Source organism: Caballeronia jiangsuensis, from assembly GCF_046030135.1.
Lineage (GTDB): Bacteria > Pseudomonadota > Gammaproteobacteria > Burkholderiales > Burkholderiaceae > Caballeronia > Caballeronia jiangsuensis.
Window position 1 is genome coordinate 1 of sequence record NZ_JAQQDB010000072.1, and the last position, 22,800, is coordinate 22,800.

General features: G+C 65.2%; 19 protein-coding genes. 10 read left to right on the plus strand and 9 right to left on the minus strand.

Annotation, left to right across the window (positions count from 1 at the left end; genetic code table 11):
* The first annotated feature begins 167 nt into the window (after nucleotides 1-167).
* Together PQR08_RS37515 and PQR08_RS37520 are read left to right on the plus strand one after the other, a co-directional pair.
* On the plus strand, nucleotides 168-353 hold the full coding sequence (locus PQR08_RS37515; protein ID WP_250484444.1) for a hypothetical protein: 186 nt from the start codon (nucleotides 168-170) through the stop codon (nucleotides 351-353).
* A 94-nt stretch (nucleotides 354-447) separates the two neighbouring features.
* Nucleotides 448-1,332, plus strand: a complete 885-nt coding sequence (locus tag PQR08_RS37520) for a DMT family transporter (protein WP_250484443.1) — start codon at nucleotides 448-450, stop codon at nucleotides 1,330-1,332.
* A 15-nt stretch (nucleotides 1,333-1,347) separates the two neighbouring features.
* Here the strand turns inward: PQR08_RS37520 and PQR08_RS37525 are convergent, their stop codons facing one another.
* The 7 genes from PQR08_RS37525 to PQR08_RS37555 all read right to left on the minus strand — a co-directional run bounded on the left by PQR08_RS37525 (nucleotide 1,348) and on the right by PQR08_RS37555 (nucleotide 10,921).
* The gene (locus PQR08_RS37525; protein ID WP_250484442.1) at nucleotides 1,348-2,544 is read right to left on the minus strand and encodes a L,D-transpeptidase; all 1,197 of its coding nucleotides are present in this window, start codon (nucleotides 2,542-2,544) and stop codon (nucleotides 1,348-1,350) included.
* A 185-nt stretch (nucleotides 2,545-2,729) separates the two neighbouring features.
* Nucleotides 2,730-2,996 (minus strand): hypothetical protein, encoded by a 267-nt coding sequence (locus PQR08_RS37530; RefSeq protein ID WP_035501600.1) that lies wholly within the window; start codon nucleotides 2,994-2,996, stop codon nucleotides 2,730-2,732.
* A 240-nt stretch (nucleotides 2,997-3,236) separates the two neighbouring features.
* Nucleotides 3,237-3,698, minus strand: coding sequence for a hypothetical protein (locus PQR08_RS37535; protein ID WP_250484441.1), 462 nt, complete (start codon nucleotides 3,696-3,698; stop codon nucleotides 3,237-3,239).
* A 299-nt stretch (nucleotides 3,699-3,997) separates the two neighbouring features.
* Nucleotides 3,998-6,124, minus strand: a complete 2,127-nt coding sequence (katE, locus tag PQR08_RS37540) for a catalase HPII (RefSeq protein WP_408164283.1) — start codon at nucleotides 6,122-6,124, stop codon at nucleotides 3,998-4,000.
* 779 nt (nucleotides 6,125-6,903) lie between these two features.
* A complete protein-coding gene (locus PQR08_RS37545; protein ID WP_408164289.1) occupies nucleotides 6,904-8,544 on the minus strand; it encodes a S10 family peptidase in 1,641 nt (546 codons plus the stop codon).
* A 119-nt stretch (nucleotides 8,545-8,663) separates the two neighbouring features.
* A complete protein-coding gene (locus PQR08_RS37550) occupies nucleotides 8,664-10,238 on the minus strand; it encodes a S53 family peptidase (protein WP_250484438.1) in 1,575 nt (524 codons plus the stop codon).
* A 260-nt stretch (nucleotides 10,239-10,498) separates the two neighbouring features.
* Complete coding sequence (locus PQR08_RS37555) at nucleotides 10,499-10,921, minus strand: GFA family protein (protein ID WP_187605156.1); 423 nt, start codon at nucleotides 10,919-10,921, stop codon at nucleotides 10,499-10,501.
* A 62-nt stretch (nucleotides 10,922-10,983) separates the two neighbouring features.
* On the opposite strand from PQR08_RS37555, the gene PQR08_RS37560 reads away from it, so the two are divergent.
* Both PQR08_RS37560 and PQR08_RS37565 read left to right on the plus strand, forming a co-directional pair.
* Nucleotides 10,984-12,306 (plus strand): inositol monophosphatase, encoded by a 1,323-nt coding sequence (locus PQR08_RS37560; RefSeq protein WP_250484437.1) that lies wholly within the window; start codon nucleotides 10,984-10,986, stop codon nucleotides 12,304-12,306.
* A 4-nt stretch (nucleotides 12,307-12,310) separates the two neighbouring features.
* Nucleotides 12,311-12,826 (plus strand): isochorismatase family protein, encoded by a 516-nt coding sequence (locus tag PQR08_RS37565; RefSeq protein WP_250484436.1) that lies wholly within the window; start codon nucleotides 12,311-12,313, stop codon nucleotides 12,824-12,826.
* 25 nt (nucleotides 12,827-12,851) lie between these two features.
* Here the strand turns inward: PQR08_RS37565 and PQR08_RS37570 are convergent, their stop codons facing one another.
* Nucleotides 12,852-14,744 (minus strand): tetratricopeptide repeat protein, encoded by a 1,893-nt coding sequence (locus tag PQR08_RS37570; protein ID WP_250484435.1) that lies wholly within the window; start codon nucleotides 14,742-14,744, stop codon nucleotides 12,852-12,854.
* A gap of 423 nt (nucleotides 14,745-15,167) precedes the next feature.
* Here PQR08_RS37570 and PQR08_RS37575 point away from each other — a divergent pair, with 423 nt between their 5' ends.
* The 4 genes from PQR08_RS37575 to PQR08_RS37590 all read left to right on the plus strand — a co-directional run bounded on the left by PQR08_RS37575 (nucleotide 15,168) and on the right by PQR08_RS37590 (nucleotide 19,784).
* Nucleotides 15,168-15,860 (plus strand): (2Fe-2S)-binding protein, encoded by a 693-nt coding sequence (locus PQR08_RS37575; RefSeq protein WP_250484434.1) that lies wholly within the window; start codon nucleotides 15,168-15,170, stop codon nucleotides 15,858-15,860.
* Between the two features lie 11 nt (nucleotides 15,861-15,871).
* Nucleotides 15,872-16,861, plus strand: a complete 990-nt coding sequence (locus PQR08_RS37580; protein WP_250484433.1) for an FAD binding domain-containing protein — start codon at nucleotides 15,872-15,874, stop codon at nucleotides 16,859-16,861.
* Complete coding sequence (locus PQR08_RS37585) at nucleotides 16,858-19,080, plus strand: xanthine dehydrogenase family protein molybdopterin-binding subunit (RefSeq protein ID WP_250484432.1); 2,223 nt, start codon at nucleotides 16,858-16,860, stop codon at nucleotides 19,078-19,080. Before PQR08_RS37580 ends, PQR08_RS37585 begins: the two co-directional genes overlap by 4 nt.
* Nucleotides 19,081-19,196: 116 nt before the next feature.
* Nucleotides 19,197-19,784: a nucleotidyltransferase family protein gene (locus PQR08_RS37590; protein ID WP_250484431.1), complete on the plus strand. Its 588-nt coding sequence runs from the start codon at nucleotides 19,197-19,199 to the stop codon at nucleotides 19,782-19,784.
* Between the two features lie 13 nt (nucleotides 19,785-19,797).
* Here the strand turns inward: PQR08_RS37590 and PQR08_RS37595 are convergent, their stop codons facing one another.
* Nucleotides 19,798-20,508: a glycosyltransferase family 2 protein gene (locus PQR08_RS37595; RefSeq protein ID WP_250484430.1), complete on the minus strand. Its 711-nt coding sequence runs from the start codon at nucleotides 20,506-20,508 to the stop codon at nucleotides 19,798-19,800.
* A gap of 199 nt (nucleotides 20,509-20,707) precedes the next feature.
* Here PQR08_RS37595 and PQR08_RS37600 point away from each other — a divergent pair, with 199 nt between their 5' ends.
* The gene (locus tag PQR08_RS37600; protein WP_250484429.1) at nucleotides 20,708-22,207 is read left to right on the plus strand and encodes a UdgX family uracil-DNA binding protein; all 1,500 of its coding nucleotides are present in this window, start codon (nucleotides 20,708-20,710) and stop codon (nucleotides 22,205-22,207) included.
* Nucleotides 22,208-22,326: 119 nt separating this feature from the next.
* The coding region (locus tag PQR08_RS37605) for a hypothetical protein (RefSeq protein ID WP_408164287.1) at nucleotides 22,327-22,800 on the plus strand (474 nt) is incomplete at its 3' end.

Consider the following 22,800-nt stretch of genomic DNA (forward strand, 5'->3'; position numbering starts at 1 on the left):
CTGCCGCCCCGCATAGGGGCAGTGCTAATAAACCGACACGAAAGCGGGATCCAGCGAAAAACCCAACCATGCCGAAAGCAATGCATTCTTTCCGCAGGGAAAGCAATCCCCGAACCCTCATCCGCTAGACTGTCTCGCTTCGCAAGAAGTCCAAACGAGGCATCAAGATGTACAAAAAAGGCGTGGTAGTCGAAATCCAGTTCCCTCCAGGCCGCTTGAACGACGCAGCCGGCGATCCCTACTGGATCGATCTCACGCTCGACGAAGCCAAGCGCTTGCACGCGCAACTATCGCGACGCTTCGAGGGCGATGCACGCGCTAACCAGCCGCTCGACACCTTCACGATCGAATGAATAACGAGCCCGCACCGACGAGTGCACGGTTAGACAAGACACCCGCAAGCCATCGATCGCATACTGCGGCATCTCGTCTTGCCGCATGCCTCACATGGTTTCGATTCTCGCCGCTCCCGTCTTCGTGTTTCTCTGGTCGACGGGCTTCATCGTCGCACGGGCGATCACGCCTTACGTCGATCCGAATCTGTATCTGCTCGCGCGCTTCGCCGGCACGACGCTGCTGTTTTTCGCGATCGCCACCATCACGCGTGCGCCCTGGCCGAAAGGCCGCGACATCGGCCGGCACCTGTTCGCCGGCGCGCTGCTGCAAGGGGTCTATCTCGGCGCGGGCTACTGGGCCGTCGCGCAAGGACTCGGCGCGGGCATCATGGCGCTGCTCGGTGCGCTGCAGCCGCTTCTGACGGCCGCCATCGCCGCGCGGCTCTTCGGCGAACGGCTCTCGCCGCGCGCATGGAGCGGGCTCGCGCTCGGACTCGCCGGTGTCGCGCTCGTGCTCGCGCCGAAAATCGCGGCGAGCGGCGCGCACGTCGGACATGCAGCGGGCGGGCACCCGTCGCAATCGATCGTCGTGATGGTCGCGCTGCTGTCCATCGTCGCGATCACCGCGGGCACGCTGTATCAGAAGACCTCGCTCGCACGCGCCGATATCCGCAGCGCCAGCGCATTGCAGAACGCGGGCGCGGCGATCGTCGCGCTCGTGCTCGCGATGGCGCTCGGGGAGCATCGCTTCATTGCGTCGATGACGACGTGGCTCTCGCTCGCATGGGGCATCGTGATGCTCTCGGGCGTCGCGACGACACTGCTCGTGTGGATGGTCCGGCGCGGCGACGCATCGCGCGCGACCGCCCTGCTCTTTCTCGCGCCGCCGCTCGCCGCGCTCGAAAGCTTTCTTGCGTTCGGCGAGACGCTCAACGCCGTGCAACTCGCGGGCTTCGGCGTCGCGCTCGCGGGCGTGCTGCTCGCGCGCGCGAAATAGCGCTTCGGGCGCGGTTCAATCGACCGTATCCGCGCCCGCCGGGATGTGCGCGCGCACCGCCTTGCCCGGACCCGGCGACCACGCCGGCCGCGTCTTCCGGCCCGTATCGACGACGACGAGATAGTGGCCCGCCCACGGCGTCGTCTTGCGCGTAGCCTTCAGGACCCACATCGACTCGCCTTCGGATGCGCGCGCCTCGTATTGCGCATCGAGAATGCCGTGATGATCGAAGAACGTGTTCAGCGTCGACGGAATGCGCACACAGCCCTTCGAGTGGCGCATGCCGAGCAGCGGCTCCAGTTTCTCGGGATCGGTGGCGTGCATCTGGAAGCGCATCGGCGACTTGCCGCCACGACCCCAGCCGCGTTCGCCGTCGGCCCAGCCGAAATCGTAGATGCGCATGTCGCGCGCGCCGTAGCCGCGAATCTTGAACTCGTTCAGCGTGCCCTCGGCGCGAAAGTCCATGTTGCCCGGCACGTGCTGAAACACCCCGAGCGGCGTGACGAAGTGATCGTAGGTGCCGGGCCGGCCCGTCGATACCGGCGACGCGCCGATCATCGACCATGCATCGCCCGCGCTGTTGCGGAAGTAGACGAAGATCGCCTGCACGTTCGCACTGCGATCGACCAGCACGACGAACTCGTTGGCGAGATCGCCGTGGCCGTCTTCGTCGAGCGTATGTTGCAGCAGACGGCCGTAGGCCTGCTGATCCGCGACGGGCACGGTGAGCCGCCGATCGACCTGCTGCGCGAAGTCCTGCCGCATCGCATAGGCGCCCGCTGGCGGCATGTCGGTGCGCTGCGCGAGGTTGGGTTCGGGCGGCTCCGCGGGCAAGGGCACTTCAGGCGCCTGCGCTTCGGATGCCGCGCTCGCGGCGCTGGCCGCCGACGCCGCACTCGCCGCCGATGCGGCCGACGCCTCGGCAGCCGCCGACGCTTCCGAAGACGCTTGCGCGGGTATCGGCACCGGCATCGCCGGAAGCGCGCGCTCGGGCGCACTCGCGACGTGCGGGATGCTCGCGCCTTGCGGCATCGGCGGCGTGGGCGCGACGGACATCGCCGTCATGCGTCCCTGCGCGACCGTCCCCGATGCGCCCGATGCAGCCTGAGGCTGCGCATGAACCGCTGTCGCCATCGAAACGAGGGCGCCCGCTGCCGCGCCCACGAAAATCCTTGCGCCGAACGGCGTCTTGTTCTTTCCTGCCTGCTGCATCGATATGAATGATCCGCTTTGCGTTCTGACAACGAGCGGCGCGTGCGCAAGTCTGCGCGCATCGACAAAAAAGCCGGTGCGCACGAGCACCGGCTTCGCCGCTACATGACGTTCGTCAGAGGACCTTCAGCAAAGTTCATTCCGGCCGCCGTGCGCGCGCCATCAGCGCGCGGCGCGCACGCGAATCAATGCAGACGGATGGACGCGTCACCCGATGGCGATGCCCGGGCGCGCAAGGGTTCGTCGAGAAAGCGCTGATGACACAGCTTTTGCGCGATCGCCTCGCCGATGTAAGGCACATCGGTGGCGAGCCTCGCGACCGCGTAGGCTTGCGCGGTGCCCGCGCCGTGGACTTCGATATCGCTCGCATAGCCGCCGAGCTCGTGTTCCAGAAAGCGCCGCACGTCGCGGGCGGCGCAGCGTTGCGGAAGGTTCCAGACGATCAGGTTCATCGGCGTCACCTTCTTGCGCGCACACGCACGGGCTGCGAGCGCTGCTTCAGGATCACGCGCGCCGCAAGGCTGCCGACGACGAAAAGGGACACATACGCGAACATCATGGCAGCTCCACGGCGAATTTCGAGATAGCTCCATACTAATACCGTAAGCCACCCGCGTGCTGCGACATTCCGCCTTTTTCAATAGATGTTCTAAATCGGACGGATGCCTGGAATCAATTGCCGGAATCGACGGTCAGAAGCCGCTGCACGTCATGCTGGAAAGATTCGGATAGCGATTGGGCCAGTCGCCCACCATCGCGGTCTGCGCGTCTTTCAGCGTGATGTCGCCGGTGCAGACGCAGCGCTTCAGATAGACGGCGAGCCGTTCCTTTCGCCGCTGACCCGCACGCCCTTCCCAGCGGCGCAGATCGAGATTCGCGGGCGAATTCGGCGAGCCGCCGAGCAGCACTGGCATACGGTGATCGAGCGCATATTCCGACGCGAACGACGCATCGATGCTGCGTTGCTTCAGGAGCCGCTCCTTCTGGCGCATCTGAAGCTCGAACGACGGCAACACGCGGTCCACATAACCGGGCACGCAGATCGTATCGACGATGGTCGCCTGCGTGACGCGCGTATCGAGCCAGTCGGCGCGCTGGGCGTGCGGCGTGCCGGGCATCAACGCGAGCATCGCGCAGCACCACGCCAGTGCCACGCGCGCGCTCCGGCTCGTGCGGCCCGCGCCTGGCTTCGTTTTCTCGGTGAATCGGGTATCCCTTCGACTCATGCCTCTGTGCGCCATCCGTCGCGGCCAAGGTTCGCCGCGCATTTTTTGAGATGATCGGAGGTTCAATTAAAACACACGAAACGCACGCCGCACGCGAAGAGTTGATCGCGGCCCCGAAACGCGCGTCATGTCGATGAGTCGGATGTGGGAGATACACAGGAAAGCGCGCCTGCGACGGCATGGTGGCCCATGCAGTCGCAGGCGGCAAAACGCGATTAGCGCACGTATCAGGCCGGAACCGACTCCGCCTTCTGGGCGCGCGACCATACGCGATGCTTGCTCATCGCTTCGATGAAGCTCTTCAGCACCTGCTTTGCATCGCTCCCGACCGCCACGCCTTCTTCGCCGTTCGGCAAATGCGCGGCCGCGAGCAAGTCCTCTCCGTCGCCGATCGCGCCGATCGCCTTCAGATGCTTGAACGCTTCCAGCACGAAATGACGCGCGTCGCCGGACTGCGACAGTGTCTTCGCGCTGTCCTTGCCGCCCGCGACGATCACCCCGTCGAACATGATCGAAGGCATGCCGAGAATGGTTGCGTCGGCCTCGATGCCTTGTGCAGGCGAGCCGAGCGTCGGCGAGATGACCTTCGCGTGCGCGCCTTCGGCCTTGAGCGCGTCCTGCACGGCCTTGATGCTCGCGGCATCGGCGCCCGGCGCGGCGAGAATCGCGACTTTGCGCGTTTTGACCGAAGGCTTCGCCTTCGCGACGATCGACAGCGCAGGCGACTCCGTCACCGACGACTTGCCGAGTTCGTCGGCGTCCGCGTTTTTCTTGGGCGCGGGCAGGCCGAGATTGGCGGCGACGCGCGCGGTAAGCGTCTCGTCGATATTCGCGAGGATGCCGAGCTGGCGCTCGCGGATGGGCTTGCGCTCGACCTTCGAGAGTTCGAACGAATAAGCGCCGACGATGTGATCCTTTTCGGGATCGGTCATGCTGTTCCAGAAGAGCGTCGCCTGCGAATAGTGATCCCTGAACGACGGGCTGCGCACGCGGATCTTCGACCCTTCGACGCGCTCCGTGTAACTCTCGAAGCCGCCGCCTGCCGCGGCCGGCGCGGTTTCCTTCGGCCATCCGCCGTCGATCGAATTCGGCTCGTAGGATGCCTGTCCCTTGTCGATCGTCTGGCGATGCATCGCGTCGCGTTGACCGTTATGCAATGGCGCGAGCGGCCGGTTGATCGGAATCTCGTGGAAGTTCGGACCGCCGAGCCGGCTGATCTGCGTATCGGTGTAGGAGAAGAGGCGGCCTTGCAGCAGCGGATCGTTCGTGAAGTCGATGCCCGGCACGATATGCCCCGGACAGAACGCGACCTGCTCGGTCTCGGCGAAGAAGTTGTCCGGATTGCGATTCAGCGTGAGCTTGCCGATCATCTTCAGCGGCACGAGTTCCTCGGGGATGATCTTGGTGGGATCGAGCAGATCGAAGTCGAACTTGTGCTCGTCCGCTTCCTCGACGACCTGCACGCCGAGCTCCCACTCGGGATAGTCGCCGTTGTCGATTGCTTCCCACAAATCCCGGCGATGGAAGTCCGCGTCCTTGCCCGCGAGCTTCTGCGCTTCATCCCACAGCAGCGACGCCGAGCCGATCGTCGGGCGCCAGTGGAACTTCACGAACCGGCCTTTTCCCTGGGCGTCGATGAAGCGGAAGGTATGGATGCCGAAGCCTTCCATCGTGCGCAGACTGCGTGGGATCGCGCGATCGGACATCGTCCAGAGGACCATGTGCGCGGACTCGGGCACGAGCGAGACGAAATCCCAGAAGGTGTCGTGCGCGGACCCGCCTTGCGGCATTTCGTTATGCGGCTCGGGTTTGACGGCGTGGACGAAATCGGGAAACTTGATCGCGTCCTGGATGAAGAACACCGGCATGTTGTTGCCGACGAGATCGAAGTTGCCTTCTTCCGTGTAGAACTTGACGGCGAAGCCGCGCACGTCGCGCACGGTATCGGCGGAGCCGCGCGAGCCTTGCACGGTCGAGAAGCGCACATACACAGGCGTTTCCTTCGACGGGTCTTGCAGAAACGCGGCTTTGGTGAGTCCGGCCTGCGATTCGTACACCTTGAAGACGCCGTGCGCCGCCGATCCGCGGGCATGGACGATACGTTCAGGAATGCGCTCGTGGTCGAAGTGCGTGATTTTTTCACGCATGATGAAGTCTTCGAGCAGCGAGGGGCCGCGCTCGCCGGCGCGCAAGGTGTTCTGGTTATCGGCGACCTTGACGCCCTGATTCGTCGTCAGGGCCTGGTTGGTGGCGTCGCTGCGGAAGGTTTCGAGGGATTCGACTTTGTTGTTGGTGTTGCTTTGCGACGGCGTGCGGGCGACGCCGCTCGCGGGCGGCTGTTTCTTTGTTGCCATTGTGGGGACTCCTCCGGGGGATCTTGGGTGAGGTTTTGCTCTCACTCGCCCGCAAGTGGTGTTCCTACTCGGGTTTTTTTCGGTTTTTGTTGGTTGGTCCCGTATTCGTGTCGGTCTATTGGCTCTGCCCCTGTGCGGGGCGGCAGTCACTTTCTTTGCTGCTGCAAAGAAAGTAACCAAAGAAACAGCTTCTCACCGCCCGCGGTCACACGCACGTTGGCCATGCTTGCCAGCCGCAGGCGGCACTCGCCTAAGTGTCGTCCTCGAAGGACATACCGGGCTTGGCTCGCGCACGGTCTGCCGCTCCAAATGTTTTGGCGCGCTGGTTCAGCACCAAATAGTTTCGGCACAGCGCTACGCGCTGCCGATGGGTCTGCAAGGGAAACCAACGAGCCACGGATCCAGTGAGATAGAAGCGTTGCAAGTACGCGTGCGCACGCAAACCCGATGGACCCATCGGCCGCGAAGCGGGCCGGAGCTATCTCGTGCTGAACCAGTTTGTTCTGTGGTGCGATGAGTCAGAGCGTGCGCGAGCCAAGCCCGACTGGGCCTTTGGGGGCGACACTTAGGCGAGTGCCATCGGCGGCTGGCAAGCATGGCCAAACTGCGTGTGACCGCGGGCGGTGAGAAGCTGCTTTCTTTGGTTACTTTCTTTGCAGCAGCAAAGAAAGTGACTGCCGCCCCGCACAGGGGCAGTGCCAATAGACCAACGCGAATACGGGATCCGGCGAAACCACAGGCGGACCAACCACCAAAGCCCGCCCGCGGCAAAAAAACCTTCAACCCACCGGCGACAACGCCCCCAACTTATCCGCAGTAACCTTCTGCAAAGCAATGATCCGCCCGAGAGCCGCATGATTCGCAGTGGCTTCGTCATACATCTTCGCCAGATCGGCCTTGAGCTGCGTCCTCGACCCGCCGTCGAGATAAACCATATGCCCCGACGGATAAAACGTCGCCGACAGATTCTGCCGCACGGTCTTGTCGATCAGCGGCATCTGTTGAAGATCGATGATCGTCTGGTAAAAGGGCGTCACAAAGTCATACATCCCGTTCGCGGAAAGCACTTTCAAGTCGACATTCAAAGCCATCACCGCGGCGAGATCGCCCGCCGTGTAAAGGATGATGTTGCCCTTCGAATCCAAGCCCTTCTGCGCGCCCGTCGGATCGGTATGCTTGAAGTCCCAGTTGAGGAACGCCTGATCGTTCAGATCGGTGAACGATGACGTCGACGTGAACTTGAGCTGCTCGTTCAGATAGCTGTTCCACATCGTCGTGTAGACGCCGCTCACCGCCGTCATCGTCGGGTCGTTGCCGCCCGAATTCGGGTCGATCTTACCGGCGATGCCCGTCGAAATCGCCGTCACGCGGCCGTCGTACGAGCCGAGCGATTCGCCTTTGGACTTCAGCAAAGTCGTCAGGAAAAGCGAATTGCCGCGGCTGTCGTACGCGGCGATATCGAGACTCCACGCGAGCAGCGTCGCCTTGTCGATGCCCGTATATTCGGACAGCTTCTCGACCACCTCGTCGTCGGTTTGCGGAAACTTGCGCAGCGCGTTCAGATAGTCCGTGCGCGCGAATTCCGCGACTTCCTCCGCAAAGTTCAGAAGATTCGTCGGCGTCGGATGCACACCGAGTTTCTTGTGATACCACGCGTCCGCCGCCGCCGTCGGCAGCGCGCCGACCGGATTGCCCGCCTGCCGGTAATCGAGAATCGACGATTGCAGCGTGACGCCGTTCAGGTCGATTCCGTCCTCGTGCAGCCTGTACGCGAGCACGCAACTGCGCGCCGTACCATACGATTCGCCGAACAAAAACTTCGGCGAATTCCAGCGGTTGTTCTTCGTCAGATAGCGTTTGATGAACTGCGCGATCGAAGCCGCGTCCTCATCGACACCCCAGAAATCGCGGTTCTTGTTCGGCGCGATGGCGGCGGAATAACCCGTGCCGACCGGATTGATAAAGATCAGGTCGCTGCGATCGAGCAGGCTGTCCGGGTTGTCTTCCATCTGATACGGCGCGGGCGGCGTGAAGCTCGGCATCGCCGTCTTGATGCGGCGCGGCGCGAACGAGCCGAGCAGCACGAACACCGACGACGAGCCCGGCCCGCCGTTGTAGAAGAACGTGAGCGGACGCGCTTCCTCCTTCGCGCCGTCCTTGGTGAACGCGACATAGAACATCTTCGCGCTCGGCTTCGAACTGCTCGGATCGACCGTCACGAGATGGCCGACCGTCGCCGTATAAGCGATCTTCGCGCCGCCGATCGTCACGCTGTGGTGGGTGATGGCCGCGTTCTCGTCGGCTTCCGTGGCCGCGACTGCATCGTCGGGACCGTTGCCGTATGCGACCGGATCGAAATACGGCTGGTCCTTTTTCGCCGTCGTGGTCTTCTTCGGCGCTTTCTTCGCGGCGGCCGTCATGGCCGGTTCTTCCGCGCCGGAAGGTTTGTCGCTCGCTGCCAGTGGATCGGAGTTCATCGTCGTCGCTCCAGAATCGTCGTCGTGGTTGTTGTTCACTGTCTTACGCCTTTGCACTTGCCTCAACTCTTCGCAGGCACGAGCGCGGCCGCGATCTTCGCGCCGTCGGGGCTGCCCATGCCGGTGCATGCGTCCCAGCCCGCCGCCGCCGAGAAGCTGCCGTTGTTGCCTTCCGTGATGTCGCGGAACGCCGCCTTCGTCTTGTAGAGCTTCGGATTGACGAAGCCCGACGGCGACGCGTTGATCGCGTTGATCCGCGCGATCAGCGCAGCCCACAGCGGCGCGACCGCACTCGTGCCGCCGACGACCGTATCCTCGCCGTCGATCAGCACCTCGTAGCCGGTTTGCGGCGATGCGTCGCCCGACACATCCGGCACGCCGCGCTTCGCGAGCTTCGTCGCCTGGCCATTGCGTGTGACCGATAAACCCGCCTGCCACGCCGGCAACGCGAACACGCCCGAGACGCCGCCGCCGCCCGCCCCGCCCTGATCGCCGTCGTTCCACACGACTTCCTTCGCGATGCCCGATCCGGATGCCACGAGGCTCGTGCCGCCGCAGCCGAGCACATACGGGCTCGACGCCGGAAAGTCGACGTGATCCGAGCCGTCGCCGGCGCCATCGGACGAACCGCTGTCGCCCGATGCCGCGCAGACCGTCACGCCGAGCGCCGCCGCGCTTTGCAGCACGTCGTTGAACGCGCCGATCGACTGCGAGGACCAGTTCGACTCGGGGCCGCCCCAGCTGATCGATATCACGGAAGGCTTGTTGGTGGAATCGTGCAGCGCGCGATTGACGGCATCGACGAAACCGGCGTCGCTGTTCGGCGCGAAGTACACGGCGATGCTCGCGCCCGGCGCGATGGCGCCCGCGATCTCGATGTCGAGCGTCACTTCGCCGTCGGGTCCGTTGGGGTTGCCCGTGGGCGCGTTCTTCGCGTTGTCGACGCCGATCGCCACGACTTTCGGCGCCTTCACGCCGAGCTTCGAGAAATACGCGGAGAGATCGGTGTCGCGATAACCGCCGCCCAGCTCGATGATCGCGATGCACTGGCCGGCGCCGTCGCCATCGGGGAAATCGTAGAGACGCGCGAGATCGACCGGTGTGAACGACGCGGGCGCCGCGCCGCGCGCTGGCTTGAACGGCGGACGAAAACGAAAATGCGGACGCGCCTGCGGCTTGCTGTCGAGACCGAGCACGGCGGTGACCATGTCGTGCATGTCGTCGGGCACCTTGACCGGCCCCGAGCGTCCGCGATATTCACCGATGTTGTGATGTTGAAAGCGTCCGAGCTTGACGTCGAAAGCTTTCTGGAACTGCTCGATGGTGCCTTTCAACACCACGCTGCGCGTCTCGGTTTCGGCGCGCACGACCGTCAGGCCGTATTGCGCGGCGAAGGCCTTCACCTTCCCGACGTCTTCCGCGGATGCGGTGAAACGTTTGTCGAATTCTTCGCGCGAGACGGCTTGCGCGGGCGCCTCGCCGGCGTCGATGCGCGACATCATCTGCTTGAATCCGGCTTCGTCCTTGCGCCGCAGCATCACGATCACTTCGATCTGCTCGGACGGATCGCAATCGCCGACACATGTCGCGCCTTCGGGATGAATCTTGTCGCTGCCGCTGACCGGTTGCTTCGTCATGGTATCGATGCTCCTCGCTGGCCATGAGGTTCAAAGGTTCTCGATCCTGCCGCTGCCGCGCTTCGACGCTTTCGGCGCTCGCTGGCAACTTCCACAGCGCACGTTACTTATCGTCTTATTTTCTGGGCGCGAATGCAATTGCTCGGACCGTTGACGAGAGCATGCAATTCCGGCGGGACAAAACCTGTCCCGGTCTGCAAAAGGGTGTCTCTATCGGCTTCGGGCTCGCGCGCCTGCGCGAGCTCCTTGATCGATGACGCCTAGTGCGCGCGCTCTTCGTCGTACTCCGGACGCGCGCCCTGCGGCAGCCACGGCTCGCGATGCTTGCACCACAGCTCGTAGTCCGGCTCGAAGAGGCCGGTTTCGTCGAATGCGCCGATCGGCAGATCGACTTCATCGTGCGTCGTGTATTCCATGTAGGCGACCGAGCCGCACACCGGGCAAAAATGCCGGCGGCCGTGCTCGGAACTGCGCCACGTCGAAAGGCTGCCGCTCATCATCACGTCGCCGCGCGCGTAAATCGCATAAGCTCCGAATGCGGAGCCGTGCACTTGACGGCACGTCATGCAATGGCACATCCCGACGCGCTTCGGCTTGCCCGCCGCGCGAAAACGGAACGCGCCGCATGCGCATCCTCCTTCATGAACCGTAGCCGCCCGCTCATCATCGTTTTGAACGTTCATCGATCTCTCCCGTAAGTACGACGGTTTGTTACGATAACCCTTCACGATCGGAGATGGCATTCATGAGCACATCGAGCACGACCGGCACCACGCGTACCTTGTCCCTGCTGAAGCTGCTTCCCGGCGCCGGATCGGAATTCGGTCCCGCCGCGTCGGACCTCCTCGCCCACGTGCTATCGCATGACCGCTTCGATGCGGCGGCCAACGTGAGCGCGCCGCGCGAGACCTTTCGCGGCGTCACCGTCGAGGACGCCATGAACGACGAGTACGTGTTTCCGCTCGGGCGCACCGGCCAGTCGATCGTGTTGACGGGCTATCGCATCGCGGCCGGTTTCATTGCCGAACGCGTCGCCGACGAGTGGCTCGAACTCGCGCACAGGGAACGTCTCGCAAAAGGCTTGCCCGCCGTGCCGCAAGGCAGCGAGCCGCACCTCGCGCCCGATCCCGCCGAAGCGGATCAACTCCTCGACCGCGCCTACGATTGCGCGCAGCGCATCCTCGATCCGGCCGCGAGCGAGCAGGTGCTCTCGCTCTTCGAGACGCACTATCGCGGCGGACGGGAATTCCTGCGTCTCACATGGGAAGGTTTGCCGGAAGATCTCGTGCCCGAGTCGCGCCGCCCGCTCGCGGCGCTCGCCGCGGCCGCGCCAAATGGCGAGCGGCGCGAGAAACGCGACTACGATCCCTACGGCCTCGACGGCGTCGACGATTACGATGTCGACCGGCCGCTCGCGTATCGCGAGAAGATCGGGCCGTTTCTCTTCACGATGACCTATCGCCACGAGTATCCGCAAGTCGACGACGAACGCCTCGGCACTGCGTTCGCCGTGTTCCACGAAGCGGGCAGCGACATCGTCGCGGCGGCGGTGCGGCTGCAGCTCGTCAAGGTGCCGCCGCTCACGAGCAGCGCCGATCTCGTCTATACGCTGGATACCTACTCGGGCGAGATGCTCTCGCTCGCGCTCGCCGCCACGGAAGCGCTCGGCCCCGAAAAGCTGATCGAGGTGTTCAATGCGCATCGCGTGATCTACATCAGCCTGTGGGAAGTGCGCAAGCCGTGGCGCGGCGAGGGACTGGGCGTCGCGCTGCTGCATCAGGCGCTGGAGCGGCTTCCCGTCGATGTCGATGGCCGGCCCAATGCGCTGTGCGTCGCGCCCGAGCCGTATCAGACCGAGATGCGTCACTTCGAAAAACTGCCCGGCGTGCTGCGCGAGGAGCTGAGAACGCCCGCGAAACGCCTGGCCGCGCATCTGACCAACTGGCTCGAACGCTCGAAGCTGCCGATCGCCACACATTTCTTCGTGCCGATGGCCAGGCACGCGGGCATCGGGTCGGCGGGCGAGAACGCGCGGCTCATCGATCAGATCATGGAGAGCGAGGCGTAGCGGCATGCTCGTCGTCATCGACATGCAGGCGAGGCTACTGCCGCATCTGGATGGCGCCGAGCGGCTGACGGCGCGCGTCGGCACGCTGCTGCGCGCGGCGAATCTGCTGGAGGTGCCGGTGGTCGTCACGGAGCAGAATCCGCAAGGGCTCGGCGGAACTGCGCAAGCCCTGCTGGGCGATGTCCGGCTTGCGAAGGTGATCGAGAAGGACACGTTCGATGCGACGCTCGCGCCCGCTTTCGTCGACGCACTGCCGCCCGCGCCCGCGACGTTGTGGGTCGCCGGCGCGGAGGCGCATGTGTGCGTGTTGCTGACCGTGCTCGGGCTGCTGCGGCTCGGTTACCGCGTGGAGTTTGTCGCGGACGCGGTCGCATCGCGCCACGTGGAAGATCGCGCCGTCGCGCTCGAACGGGCGCGGCAGGATGGCGCGCGGATGACGACCGTCGAAACGGCGATTTTCGGCTGGCTCGGCAGTTTCACGCATCCGCGCTTCAGGGACGTGCTCGCGCTCATCAAATGATCACGGCGCTTGCGTGGACAGGCGGTTAGTTGCGATCGCGCCATTCGGCGAGTGCGTCCGCGACGCGCGCGATCACGTCGTCCCATTGGTTGGGTCTGGTCTGCCGGAACAGGCGCGCTTTCGGATACCAGACGCGATCTTCGCCTTCGGTCAACCAGCGCCAGCACGGGTTCGAGGGCAGCAGGATCCACACCGGCTTGCCGAGTGCGCCCGCGAGATGCGCAACCGATGTATCCACGGAGATGACGAGATCGAGCGAAGCGATGATCGCAGCGGTATCGGCGAAGTCCTCGACATCGTCCATCAGGTCGAGCGGCCGCAGATGCGGCGGCAGGGTCTCGATTTGCGCGCGCGCGAAAGGCGCCTTTTGCAGATTGACGAAGCGCACGCCGGGCAAGCCGAGCAACGGCATGCAGGCTTGCGCACCGACCCAGCGGCGGGCCTCGAACGATGATTCACGAGGTTCCGCCATTGCCACGATCCCCACCTTCGGCAACTGCGCGGGCAGCCGGCCGCGCCAGTATTCGATGCGCGCTTCATCCGCGGCGAGATAGGGCGTGACGTCCGGAATGGTCCTGGTTTCGAGGAGCGCGGGCAGACTCATCATGAAACACCAGTAGTCGTGCCGCGGCGAAGTGTGCAATGCATCGTCGCTGATACAGGCGTCGACGCCATCGACAGAGGCGAGCAGCGTATCCTTTTGCGGCCATGCTACCGACAGCGTCGCGAGCCCTTGCGACTTCAGCAGCGGCAGATAGCGGCAGAACTGAAACGAGTCGCCGAATCCCTGTTCGTGGATAACGAGCATCGATTTTCCGGCGAGCGGCTCGCCTCGCCACTGCGCAAACGGCAAGTCCGGCACGCGGATAGGCCGCTCCGCCCAGTCATCGTCGTAACGGGATTCCATCAACGGCCAGGCTTCGGCATACGCTCCGACGCGCAAAAGTCCTCCGGCCAGATTGATCCTGGCTTCCGCGGAATTCGGATCGACTTCCACGGCGCGCCGAAACGTCGTCAGCATCTCGTGCGCGCGCCCAGGGTGCTCCTTGAGCAGGTTGCCGAGCGCGATGTATGCCTGCGTGTAATCCGGCTGAATCTCGATCGCGCGACGATACGCCGCTTCGGCCTCGTCGATGCGCTCGAGCCCGGCGACGGCCGTCATCCGATAGATCACCTGCCCCAGGTTGTAATGCGCGGCGCTCAACTCGGGCAATTGTTCGGCCAGACGGCGATACACGCGCTCGAGGTCCGCTTCGCGTCCATCCGTTTCGAGCAGTTCCGCCAGTGCCTGATACGCGCTCGTCAGGCGGGGATTCAGTTCGATGGCCGCGCGATAGGCCCGCTCGGCTTCGTCCCAGCGCTGCAGGGCGACGAATGCGTTGCCCAGATTGAAATGCGCGTCGGCCCAGTCCGGGCGGGCATCGATTGCGAGGCGAAAATGCGTTTGCGCTTCGTCGGCGCGCGTTTGCGTCATCAGCAGCTTGCCCAGGCTGTAATGCGCCGGCGCCAGATCCGGCCGCAGTTCGAGCGCCCTGCGCAACGACCGCTCCGCGTCCACGATGCGGTCCTGCAGCGCCAGCACGTTCCCGAGGTTGTAGTGCGCTTCGGCGGAATCGGCGTTCAGATCGATCGCGCGCCGATACATCGCTTCCGCTTCAGGAAACCGTTTGAGTTGCTCGTACAGGTTACCGAGGTTGTTGCGGACTCCCGCGTGCGCCGGATGCCCGTCGACCGCGCGCTGCCAGTACGCCTGCGCCAGATCCGCGCGATTCATCGCGTAAGCGCATGCTGCCGCGAGATTGAGCGCCTCGGCATCGGCGTCTGGGCGATCGAGCAGCGGCGACAGGACCGCCAGTGCGTCGGCGTGCTGGTTCAGCGAGTAAAGCTGGGCCGCGCGTTGATAGGTATCGACAAACATGACTGACTTCACGAATTGAAAGGATGTTTCCGGGCCGCGATATCGCATTTCGCCGATAGCGGCAACGAAATCATGCAATTTTGAACCGCGCGCGCGCTCGCTGACGTCACAAAGCGTGACCTACGCCGGATCAGTCAGCGAAACGATCTCCTCCGTTTTGCAGCGTGGACGTGCACGAGCGCAGGAATTCGATGCGGGACACCGCCGCATGGCATCCGATTTGCTAGACATCACCGGTTGCGGGTCGACGAACGTTCGGTTCCCTTACAGTTGACGGACGCTCACGAGCTCGCGCCTCACGCGCCGCCCGTGACTCGAGCATCGGCGCTCCGCCCGATCCGTCGCAATCGGTCGCGAGCAAAAGCCCACGAAGATTCGAGCCCGACCAGCGCCCTTCCGAACGAGCGAGGAGAACCGATCCCCATGTCCCCAGCCGATACCCATCCCCACGACGTCAGCGATGCGGCGCAAAAGCCGTCGCGCCGGCGTTTCCTCCAGTCGGCCGCGGCGGCAGCGGCCGTAAGCGCCGCGCCGCTCGCGCACGCGCAACAGCAGAGCGCTGCGACGCCCGCCGTAGCGCCGCCGCCCGCAGCCGTGCCGATGATGCCCGTGAAGCTCACCATCAACGGCCATCCGTATGAATTGCAGGTCGAGGCGCGCACGACGCTGCTCGACGCGCTGCGCGAATACGCGAACCTCACCGGCACGAAGAAAGGCTGCGACCGCGGACAGTGCGGCGCGTGCACGGTAATCGTGTCGGGACGGCGCATCAATTCGTGTCTCACGCTCGCGGTGATGCACGACGGCGAATCCGTCACGACCGTAGAAGGCCTCGCGCCCGACGGCGACACGCTCGCGCCCATCCAGCGCGCGTTCATCGAGAAGGACGCCTTTCAGTGCGGCTACTGTACGCCCGGGCAATTGTGCTCGGCGACGGCGCTCATCGACGAATATCGCAAAGGCGATGCGAGCGCCGTTACCGCCGACGTGCGCTTTCGCCCGGCGCAACTCTCCGACGACGAAATCCGCGAGCGCATGAGCGGCAACATCTGCCGCTGCGGCGCATATCCGAACATCGTCGCGGCTGTGAAAGCCGTCGCGACGGGCAACGCCTAAAGGAGGCGCACATGGACGCGATCTCCTACCAGCGCGCCGCCGACATCGGCGCCGCGCTCTCGGCGGCGAGCCAGCCGGGCGCGATGTTCATCGGCGGCGGCACGAATCTGCTCGATCTCATGAAAGGCGGCGTGATGCGGCCGATGAAGCTCGTTGACATCACGCACATCGACGCCCTCAACGGCATCACCGCCCTGCCCGACGGCGGCCTGCGGCTCGGCGCGCTCGTGCGCAACAGCGACGCGGCGAATCACGCGTGGGTGCGCGAGCGCTATCCGCTCTTGTCGCAGGCGCTGCTCGCGGGGGCGTCGGCGCAATTGCGCAACATGGCGACGGTCGGCGGCAATCTGATGCAGCGCACGCGCTGCGCGTACTTCTACGACACCGGCTTTCCCCAGTGCAACAAGCGCGCGCCAGGCAGCGGCTGCGCGGCCATCGACGGGAATAATCGCATGCACGCGATTCTCGGCGCGAGCCGCCAATGCATCGCGACGAATCCATCCGACATGAGCGTCGCGCTCGCCGCGCTCGATGCCGTCGTGCGCGTCACCGGCCCGAACGGCGAGCGGGCGATTCCATTCGCGGAGTTTCATCGTCTGCCGGGCGACAGGCCCGACCTCGACACCACCTTGCAGGCGGGCGAGCTGATCACATCGGTCGATCTGCCGCCGCCGCTCTTCGCGGATCACTCGAAATATCTGAAGGTGCGCGACCGCGCGAGCTATGCGTTTGCGCTCGTGTCCGTCGCGGCGGCGTTGCAGATGGACGGCGGCACCGTGAAAAGCGCGCGCATCGCGTTGGGCGGCGTCGCGCACAAGCCGTGGCGCGCGCAAGCGACCGAACAGGCGCTCGTCGGCAAATCGCTCGACAAGGCGACGCTGCAAACCGCCGCCGCGCTCGCCGTGCAGGGCGCGACGCCGCAGCGCGACAACGCGTTCAAGGTCTCGCTCGCGCAGCGTGCGATCGTGCGCGCGCTTCAACAGGCCGGAGGTGTCGCATGACTTTTATCGGAAAACCGCTCGATCGCACCGACGGCGTGCTGAAGGTCACCGGACAGGCGCGCTATTCGGCCGACAACTCCGACGCGAAGCTCGCGCACGCGGTGCTCGTCACGAGCACGGTCGCGAGCGGCCGCATCGCGTCGATCGACACAAGCCGCGCGCAATCCATGCCCGGCGTGCTGCTCGTGATGACGTATCAGAACGCGATGCGTCTGCCCAACGGCGGCGTCCCCGACGCGCAGCCGCCCGCCGTGCGCAAGCTCACGCTGCTGCAAACCAACCAGGTGCGTTACAGCAACGAGCCGGTGGCGGTCGTCGTCGCCGATTCGCTGGAGCACGCGCGGGGCGCCGCGCGTTACGTCGATGTGCGCTACGAAGCCGCGATGCCCACTGCCGATTTCGAACGCGCGAAGGCATCCGCGTATCAGCCGGAGAAGATGATGGGCCGCGCGGTCACGACGAAGCGCGGCGACGTCGACGCGGGCTTGCGGCAAGGCCCGACGCGCCTCGACGCCGTCTACACGACACCCTACGAGCATCACAATCCGATGGAGCCGCACGCGACCGTCGCCCGCTGGGACGGTCCGAAGCTCACGCTCTACGACGCGACGCAAGGCGTGTCCGGCGCGCGCAGCGCGGTGGCGAAGTTCTTCGGCATCTCCGATGACAACGTGCGCGTGATCTGCCCATTCGTCGGCGGCGGCTTCGGCTGCAAGGGCTCGGTGTGGTCGCATGTCGTGCTGGCGGCGATGGCGTCGAAGCAGACCGGGCGGCCCGTCAAGCTCGTGCTCGAACGTCCGCAGATGTTCGGCATGATCGGCAACCGCCCGTACACCGAGCAGCGCATCCAGGTCAGCGCCCGCGACGACGGCATCATGACCGGCATGCGTCACGACGTCATATCGACGACATCGACGTTCGAGGACTGGACCGAAACCTCGGCGATCGTCACGCGCATGCTCTACGCGGTGCCGAATCAGTCGACGTCGCACAGGCTCGTGAAGCTCGACATCGGCACGCCGACCTTCATGCGCGCGCCCGGCGAGACGAGCGGCTCGTTCGCGCTCGAATCGGCGATGGACGAGATGGCGTATCAGTTGAAGATGGACCCGCTCGCGTTTCGCCTCAAGAACTACGCGAACATGGAGCCGCAGGAGAAGAAGCCCTGGTCGAGCAAGGCGCTGATGGAGTGCTACACGCGCGGCGCGGAGAAGTTCGGCTGGGCGCGGCGCAACGCTGCGCCGCGCTCGATGCGCGAAGGCAATACGCTCGTCGGCTGGGGCGTCGGCACGGCGACGTATCCGGCGAACCGCAGCGAGGCGTCGGCGGTGGCGCGCATCCTGCCCGACGGCACCGCGATGGTCGCCTCCGGCACGCAGGATCTCGGCACCGGCACCTACACGATCATGACGCAGGTCGCCGCCGACGCGCTCGGCTTTCCGCTCGATTACGTGCGCTTCGCGCTCGGCGATTCGTCGCTGCCGAAAGCGCCGGTGTCGGGCGGCTCGCAATCGGCGGCGAGCGTGTCGCCGGCGGTGCGCGCGGCGTCGATGCAGGCGCGCGATCAGCTCATCGCGATGGCGCTCGCAGATCGCGGATCGCCCGTCGCCGGTCTCGCGCGCGAGGACGTGACGGTGTCCAATGGCTGGGTCGTGAGCGTGTCGAATCCGGACAAGCGGGATCCGGCGGCCGCCGTGATCGCGCGCAACGGCGGCCGCGCGATCGAAGCCGTCGCGACGACGCGCCCCGGTGACGAGAAAAAGCAGTACGCGTTCCACTCGTTCGGCGCGGTGTTCGCGGAAGTGCATGTCGATGCCGATCTCGGGATCATTCGCGTGCCGCGCATCGTCGGGGTGTACGACGTCGGCACGCTCTTCAACGAGAAAACCGCGCACAGCCAGTTGATGGGCGGCATCGTGTGGGGCGTCGGTTCGGCGCTCTTCGAGAAAAGCGAGATGGATGCGCGCTACGGGCGCTACACGAACGCGAATCTCGCGGAGTATCACGTGCCGGTGAACGCGGATATCGGCATGCTGGATATTTCGTTCGTCGGTCAGCCCGATCCGCATATCAATCCGCACGGCGCGCGGGGTATCGGCGAGATCGGGATAACGGGCGTGGCGGGCGCGCTCGGCAACGCGGTGTATCACGCCACAGGCGTGCGCGTGCGCGATTTGCCGATCACGCTCGACAAGGTTTTACCGCCGACGATGGCGTGACTTGAAACGATGCACGCGGCTGGCCGTTTGAACGACCGCCGCGTGCTTTTTTTATGCTTGCGACGACCTTCGATGCGCCGCACAATCCCCATTCAACTCCCACGCGAGCAGCTGCGATGACCTATTCGTCGAACGCGACCGGCATCCTGCTGGCGGCGGGTCTCGGCACCCGCTTCGATCCTTCTGGACGCCACAACAAGCTGCTCGCCACGCTGCCCGGCGGCACGCCCGTCGTGTTCCAGTCGGCGCGCAAGCTGCTCGCGGTTTCGGCCGAAGTGATCGCGGTAGTCCGGCCTGGCGCCGAAAAGCTTGCCGATGTCCTGAACGAAGCGGGTTGCAGCGTCATCTTCAGCACTGACGCCGAACGCGGCATGGGCGCAGCGCTCGCTGCGGCCGTGCGGGCGACGTCCGAAGCCGATGGCTGGCTCGTCGCGCTGGGCGACATGCCGTGGATCGAAGCCTCGACGTATGAAGCCGTTGCGCGGCAGCTCGATCAAGGCGCCGAACTCGTCGCGCCGTTCTATCGCGGCAAGCGCGGGCATCCGGTGGGATTCGGCATGGCGCATCGCGAGGCGCTCGCCGCGCTCGACGGCGATGGGGGCGCGCGCGGCATCTTTTCGACGCACACGCCGTTCGTCATCGAAGTCGATGATTCGAACGTGCTGCTCGATGTCGATTTGCCGAGCGATCTCGGACAGGTTTAAAGCCCGGCCGCCGTCACGCCGCAATCGCCACGGAATCCGCCGAATCCGTATCGTCGCTGCCAATCGGCAGATAACGCTTGCCGACTTCGAGCAGCGTCGCGCCGAATCCTTTCTTCGCCCGAAAATCCGTCCTCGCGCTCGTCACCACGCGCGGCGACGCGCTCCATTCGATATTCGCGCCGATCGCCATCAACGCCTCGACGAGCGCCACATCCTCGCTCGATTCCAGCGGGGCGAACCCGCCCGCCTGCACATACGCCCTCGCCGACACGCCCAGATTCGCGCCGTGAATATGCCGATGCCCGTCCGCGTCGGTGTAGGTGCGCCCGAAATGTTCGCGCACCGCGCCGAGATGCGGCGACCAGTCGTGCACGCCGATCACGCCGCACACGGCGTCCGCGCAGCAGTCGAGCTGGCGCACGAGCCAGTCTTCGGCGACGGTCGTGTCGGCGTCGGTGAATGCGAGCCAGCGCGCGCCGAGCGCCAGCGCCCGCTCCGCGCCATGCGCGCGCGCCATGCCGACGTTGCGCGCGTCGATGCACGACACCTCCGCGCCCATCGCCCGCGCGATGCCGGCGGTTTCGTCGGCGCAACTGTCGGCGACGACGATCACGCGCGCCGCCTCGCCGAGCAATTGATGATGATCCGCCGCGCGACGCGCAGCCGCCACGCACGCGCCGATATGCGCGGCTTCGTTGTGAGCGGGAATGACGATGGCAAGCATGTCGGCTCCGTGTGTGTATGTGTCCGCAGGCAATCGAACGCCGCGATGGATGAATTTCAGCAATGACCGTTCCCATGATTCAGCGCCCGCCACACCGGGCGTGAAAGGGCGCGATCGTCGCCAAATAGTTGCCGGAAGCCAGTCGGCGTCGTTAGAATCACTGTATGGATATACAGTACTTTTCTGATTCCGCCCGCCGATGAAATGCGTCACCATCGATCCGTCGTTCGCTTCCTGGCGTACCGAAGCTCGCACGCTCCTCATGGAGGGCGCGCAGCCCGCGGACGTGCAATGGCGCGAAACCGATGCCTCGGCCACGGTGTTCGGCTCCCTCTGTCCGCCCGCGCCCGGCTCGGTGGACCCGAACGCGAAGAAGCCGGTCAGGGTCGCGCGCGAATTCCTCGCCATGCTCGAAACGGCGGCGTGCTACCGCGCGCCGGATCGCTGGCCGTTTCTCTACAAGGCTCTGTGGCGCTGGACGCAGGGCGACCGCGCGATCGCATCGGCGGATGACGCGGACGGTCTTCGGCTGCGGCGGATGATCGAATCGGTCGAGGCCGAGGAGCGCGAGATGCGCAACAAGCTGCGCTTCCGGCATCGCGATTCCTCGCTCGGGCCGCCCGAGTTCATCAGCTGGTTCGAGCCGGTGCACGACCTGCTGGAGCACGCCGCGATGCATTTCGCGACCCGCATGGGCAACGCCACGTGGATGATCGCCACGCCGCACGGCGCCGCCTTCTGGGACGGCGCGCTGCTGCGCGTGGACCGCACGAGCGAGCCTGAGGAAAAACCGATGGACTTCGGCGACACCGCGATGAGCGGCGAGGCGGTGAGCGGCGACGCCATCGAGGCACTCTGGCTCGCGTACTACGAGAGCACTTTCGCGCCCGCGCAGGCAAACGCCGCCGAAATGGCGTCGCATATGCCGGTGCGCTACTGGAAAAGCCCGGCGAACGCGCGCACCGATCCCGCGCTGATCTCCCGCGCCGATCCTTACTCGCGACGCGACCGCCATCCGCGCAACGTGCCGCCCGAGATGGACGTGACCATCAACACGGATCTGGAGCCGATCAAGGGCACGCTGCTGACGGAGCCGCCGTCGCTCGACGCGTGCAGGCGCTGTGCGCTCTGGCGCAACGCGACGCAGCCCGTGCCGGGCGTCGGTCCCGCCGATGCGCGCGTGATGCTGGTCGGCGAGCAGCCGGGCGATCAGGAAGATCGCGAGGGCACGCCGTTCGTCGGTCCGGCGGGCAAGCTGCTCGACGAAGTGCTCGCCGAGGCCGCGCTCGCCCGCGAATCGCTCTATCTGACGAACGCGGTGAAGCACTTCAAATGGGAGGCGCACGGCGAAGAGCGCGCGCATCTCGCGCCCGCGCAGCGCGAACGCGAGGCCTGCCGCTACTGGCTGGAGGAAGAGCTGAGACGGATCGCGCCGAAGGTCGTCGTCGCGCTCGGGGCGACGGCGCTGAAGGCGCTCACGGGACATCGCACGGCGCTGTCCGAATATCTCGGCAAGACCATCGAGCACAAGGGGCACATCATCGTGCCGACCTATCACCCGTCGTATCTGATGCGCCTCACCGACGACAAGGTACGCGCGGAAGTTTTCGGGACAATCGTCGAAGCGCTGGTCTTCGCGCGGCAGATCGCGGACGGCACCGCGACCATCCGCACGCCGGTCGCCAGCCGGACGCGCTAAATGCAACAGGAAGAAACAGGGCGAAACAAGAAGAAAGCGCCGTCAACGTTCCTGTAAGCCGCGCGTTATACCGGTGTCGCGCCGCTTTGGCGCTCACCGATGGACCGACGACAACCTCCATGGCCGCTCTCCCGCTCGAAGAACTCCGCCGTCAACAATCTCTCGTCGCGCTCGTGCCGAAAACCGCCGGGCAACTGAAGACCGAACGCGAGCGCATCATCGCGCGTCTGCAAATCCTGCTGAACGTGACCATCGCGGTGGCGCTCGCGGGCGTCGCGCTCATCGCGTGGCTGCCGTTCTCGCCGGTGCCGCACGAATTCCGCTTCGGCGTGCAGGAAGTGCTCGGCGTCGCGGTGTTCGCGTCGTGCCTGTTCATCCTGCACGAGCGCGCCGAACTCGAACTCGGCCTGTACGACTACGAACCCGTCGAGCAGACGACGCAAGGCGAATTGCGCGCGCTGCTGCATCGCGTGCCGGAAGGCACGTCGTATCAGCAGGCGCTCGCCGCCGACCAGCGCACGTTCGTAACCGGCGAAGTCGACCATATCCGTCGCCGCGCCGAAGCGTTCACGCCGAAGACGCTGCCCGCCGAC

What these genes read in the sequence shown, in the direction of transcription:
- PQR08_RS37520 (WP_250484443.1), top strand. Translation starts at nt 448, where the DNA reads ATGGTTTCGATTCTCGCCGCTCCCGTCTTCGTGTTTCTCTGGTCGACG.
- PQR08_RS37565 (WP_250484436.1), top strand. Translation starts at nt 12,311, where the DNA reads ATGCTCGTCGTCATCGACATGCAGGCGAGGCTACTGCCGCATCTGGAT.
- PQR08_RS37545 (WP_408164289.1), bottom strand. Translation starts at nt 8,544, where the DNA reads ATGACGGCCGCCGCGAAGAAAGCGCCGAAGAAGACCACGACGGCGAAA.
- PQR08_RS37570 (WP_250484435.1), bottom strand. Translation starts at nt 14,744, where the DNA reads ATGTTTGTCGATACCTATCAACGCGCGGCCCAGCTTTACTCGCTGAAC.
- PQR08_RS37600 (WP_250484429.1), top strand. Translation starts at nt 20,708, where the DNA reads ATGAAATGCGTCACCATCGATCCGTCGTTCGCTTCCTGGCGTACCGAA.
- PQR08_RS37530 (WP_035501600.1), bottom strand. Translation starts at nt 2,996, where the DNA reads ATGAACCTGATCGTCTGGAACCTTCCGCAACGCTGCGCCGCCCGCGAC.
- PQR08_RS37595 (WP_250484430.1), bottom strand. Translation starts at nt 20,508, where the DNA reads ATGCTTGCCATCGTCATTCCCGCTCACAACGAAGCCGCGCATATCGGC.
- PQR08_RS37580 (WP_250484433.1), top strand. Translation starts at nt 15,872, where the DNA reads ATGGACGCGATCTCCTACCAGCGCGCCGCCGACATCGGCGCCGCGCTC.
- PQR08_RS37575 (WP_250484434.1), top strand. Translation starts at nt 15,168, where the DNA reads ATGTCCCCAGCCGATACCCATCCCCACGACGTCAGCGATGCGGCGCAA.
- PQR08_RS37590 (WP_250484431.1), top strand. Translation starts at nt 19,197, where the DNA reads ATGACCTATTCGTCGAACGCGACCGGCATCCTGCTGGCGGCGGGTCTC.
- PQR08_RS37525 (WP_250484442.1), bottom strand. Translation starts at nt 2,544, where the DNA reads ATGCAGCAGGCAGGAAAGAACAAGACGCCGTTCGGCGCAAGGATTTTC.
- PQR08_RS37555 (WP_187605156.1), bottom strand. Translation starts at nt 10,921, where the DNA reads ATGAACGTTCAAAACGATGATGAGCGGGCGGCTACGGTTCATGAAGGA.
- PQR08_RS37560 (WP_250484437.1), top strand. Translation starts at nt 10,984, where the DNA reads ATGAGCACATCGAGCACGACCGGCACCACGCGTACCTTGTCCCTGCTG.
- PQR08_RS37515 (WP_250484444.1), top strand. Translation starts at nt 168, where the DNA reads ATGTACAAAAAAGGCGTGGTAGTCGAAATCCAGTTCCCTCCAGGCCGC.
- katE (WP_408164283.1), bottom strand. Translation starts at nt 6,124, where the DNA reads ATGGCAACAAAGAAACAGCCGCCCGCGAGCGGCGTCGCCCGCACGCCG.
- PQR08_RS37550 (WP_250484438.1), bottom strand. Translation starts at nt 10,238, where the DNA reads ATGACGAAGCAACCGGTCAGCGGCAGCGACAAGATTCATCCCGAAGGC.
- PQR08_RS37585 (WP_250484432.1), top strand. Translation starts at nt 16,858, where the DNA reads ATGACTTTTATCGGAAAACCGCTCGATCGCACCGACGGCGTGCTGAAG.